The organism is Kaistella sp., from assembly GCF_041824135.1.
GTDB lineage: Bacteria > Bacteroidota > Bacteroidia > Flavobacteriales > Weeksellaceae > Kaistella.
This window is the reverse complement of sequence record NZ_JBGZYM010000067.1, coordinates 1-2,885: the sequence shown is the minus strand read 5'-3', so window position 1 is coordinate 2,885 and position 2,885 is coordinate 1. Positions and strand designations below refer to the sequence as shown.

Annotated in this window: 6 protein-coding genes; all 6 read right to left on the bottom strand. The window is 30.1% G+C overall.

All coding sequences use genetic code 11. The features are described from left to right. Positions 1-99 (bottom strand): 30S ribosomal protein S6 (locus ACEYOS_RS07350; RefSeq protein WP_373781692.1); only part of this gene is annotated, 99 nt, incomplete at its 3' end. Positions 100-243: 144 nt separating this feature from the next. After that, a complete protein-coding gene (locus tag ACEYOS_RS07345; RefSeq protein WP_373748014.1) occupies positions 244-672 on the bottom strand; it encodes a hypothetical protein in 429 nt (142 codons plus the stop codon). Between the two features lie 92 nt (positions 673-764). Beyond that, positions 765-1,154: a hypothetical protein gene (locus ACEYOS_RS07340; protein ID WP_373748015.1), complete on the bottom strand. Its 390-nt coding sequence runs from the start codon at positions 1,152-1,154 to the stop codon at positions 765-767. A gap of 115 nt (positions 1,155-1,269) precedes the next feature. Then, a complete protein-coding gene (locus ACEYOS_RS07335; protein WP_373748016.1) occupies positions 1,270-1,956 on the bottom strand; it encodes a hypothetical protein in 687 nt (228 codons plus the stop codon). A 162-nt stretch (positions 1,957-2,118) separates the two neighbouring features. Next, complete coding sequence (locus ACEYOS_RS07330) at positions 2,119-2,601, bottom strand: hypothetical protein (protein WP_373748017.1); 483 nt, start codon at positions 2,599-2,601, stop codon at positions 2,119-2,121. A 91-nt stretch (positions 2,602-2,692) separates the two neighbouring features. Further along, positions 2,693-2,885: hypothetical protein (locus ACEYOS_RS07325; protein WP_373797546.1), on the bottom strand; the 193-nt coding region annotated here is incomplete at its 5' end.

Here is a 2,885-nt window from a genome sequence, read left to right as displayed (position 1 = left end):
GTGTGAAGCCAATAGGTCTTCAAATTTTTTCACTGCTTCCTCCACCTGAGCATCAGATAGAACGGGAGTTAAAATGAAAACAGTTTCGTAATTGTTCATAATGTTAATGAATTTTGTTAATTATTTCGAGGTGCAAAAATATAACTTCTTTTGCTAACATGCAACAAAATGAACTTATTATAGCATATTTTTATTGCAAAAAAGCACAAAGAAAGATCGATTACTACAGTTGTCTTTCAACTATTATAATAAATCGGTCATTTTAGCGTACACGATCTGGTTTTCCACATAAACTTCATATAAAGTTTTACCGTCTGTCCAGCTTGCATTTTTTTTCTCTATTTTTGGTTTTCCCAGATATTGGTAGTCTTTAATTTTTGATCTTAAATCGGTTTCATTTCCGTAACTGAAAATAATTGCACTAATTTTTCCTTGTGAATTCTGTACCAATTGAATCGATTCTGATCCGCCGAAAACGTTTTGTTTTAAAAATTTATGATCTCCATTTTTTTCTAGTAGCGAATCAAATTTTGAAATATCCTGTCCCAGTTCAATTTTGCCGTATTGATATAAATCGACATATCGGAATATTGGTTTAGAATGAAGATCTTTTGTAACACCACAGGAAGCAGTGATAAGGATGAAAAGAAAAAGATAGATTTTATTATTCATGTGAAATATTATTTTTGGTTAAAGTACAAAGATATGGATTAGCGAGATGACTGATTGGGAAGCCAGGACGTTTAAAATCACTAACTTCTCTTTTAGTAAACACTGTAGATGATTAAAAGACCTATTAAAAGTGTAAACGGAGAAATTAATTGAAAATAAATGGGCAGTAAAATATCAGCACATTGATTAGAAAACTGATGATGCAATTTTCTCGGCACGAAATACAATATAAAGGAAGTCAATATCATGAACCAGCCCACGATTTTGAAAACATCAGGAAACTTAGAATTTTCTGCAGCTAAAATCAATCCGGCGGCTGGAATCATTCGTAAAGTTATTTCGGCGTAATTGATAAAGGCGGTGCTACCAGCTTTTCGTAAAGTGGCCCTTGCTGTATTGGGCTTCAATAACATAATTCCTGAAACAACAATAAAAAACAGTCCAAAAAATAGTACAATCCATCTTCCAATTTCAACAGCCATTTTATTCCTTTTTATAATAAGTTTTATAAATATAAGAAACTGAACAATTAGCAAAAGTTTTTATGATAGGAACTTCCGACGCGCTTGTAGAAATATCTTGTTGGCGGTAGTTTTTTTAGAATCCATACGCTACAAATCTATCTTTGTAAATTCCTTTTTCAACTTTCCATATTACTAAATAACTTCCTGCTCCATCACTGTTCATGGTTTGAATGTAGAATGTTTCATTTACATCATCATAATTTACCTCTGCGCTTGAAATGGTAGGTTCGTAAAGTCCTTCTAAAGCTGATTTTGGTAGAATTATATTTTTTTGTCCAACTTTAATACTAATTTTCTCAAACTGCGTTGTAGGCATTCCACCATCCATTCCCCAATATTTTTTATTATCAATTAATGCAATTTGAGCAGGAAAATTTTTAACGTATTTAAAATTATGAATTTTCTTCTCAAATTTGCTTTCAAAAATTGATACTTCAATATTATCTTTTTTTAAAGTTACTTGGTTTTGCGATGTATTGGAAATTTTGAAGGCAGGAAAATCAGAAACCAGTTTGTATCTGTCGTTATAAACATAGCCGTTAAGCTTTTCGCCTTTTTGGTCATAATCAATATTTGTCCAATTTCCTTTATTATCAAGACAATAAATAAAATGTCCATTTTTTAATTTGTCAATAATCTTACTGCTTTGCACTCCGTCTTCTCTAACATTTACGAAATTGTCTTTGTCATGTACAATAGCAAATTGTCCAAATGAATTCGAAAAATAAAACAAAAGTAAAAATTTCAAAATTTGTTTCATAAATGGGCGTGCTTTTAAAATTACCGCCAACGGTCGGTACCTCCGCAGGTGGGATAAAAATACGAAATCTTTCTGCTTGTTAAAAACTTAATTAATTGTTAAAATCTTCAAAGTAAAATTCATATCCGATTTTATAATTATCTTGTTGTACAAAGTTTATTTTCAATTAATCAGAATTTTTTGAACTATTTGTAGATATTCAGAATTAAATTTTTCATTTTTGAACGTTTCCGAGTTACCGTTTTCGTAGTTAATTCTCTCAATATCTGCGGGATATTTATATTCAAAGTTAACCCAAGAACTTTTATTAGAGGTGTTTAAATTTCTCCTTTTACTTGATAATTCTTCTTCTACTTCGACAACCAAACTATCTGAAATTATGTATCTCGGCAAAGTCCGGAAATCTTTTTTTATCAATTTATTATTATCCCATTCTATTAAATACCATATTCCTTTCTTATCAAAAAATACAAGTTTTGACTGGAGATAATCATCTTCTTGAAAAATTACAATATTTTCAAATTTGTTTAAAATTTTTTGATGAGTTTTATTAAACTCAGAAACTTTGATCTCTTCGTTATTTAGATTTCTGTTACTACTACAAGAAAAAAGAAAGATTATTATCAATAGATAAATATTTTTCATATGCGATTTTGGATTCATATTACGTACAACGGTTGGGTATTTCTGCAGGCGGAATAAAAATACGAAAACTTTCTACTTGCTGAAAACTTAATTAATCGCGAAAATCTTTGATGAAAACTTCATACCCGCTTGTATAAATACTTTGTTGAACTAAACCTCCGGTAGCTTTTCCTGAGGCTGTTTTATTAACTTTGTTTTTATTCAACAAAATAAAATCTCTAAAATGGCTACAAAAAAAAATCTCCGGAGGATTTAAGAACGAACAAAATTTTGAATCGCGCTTC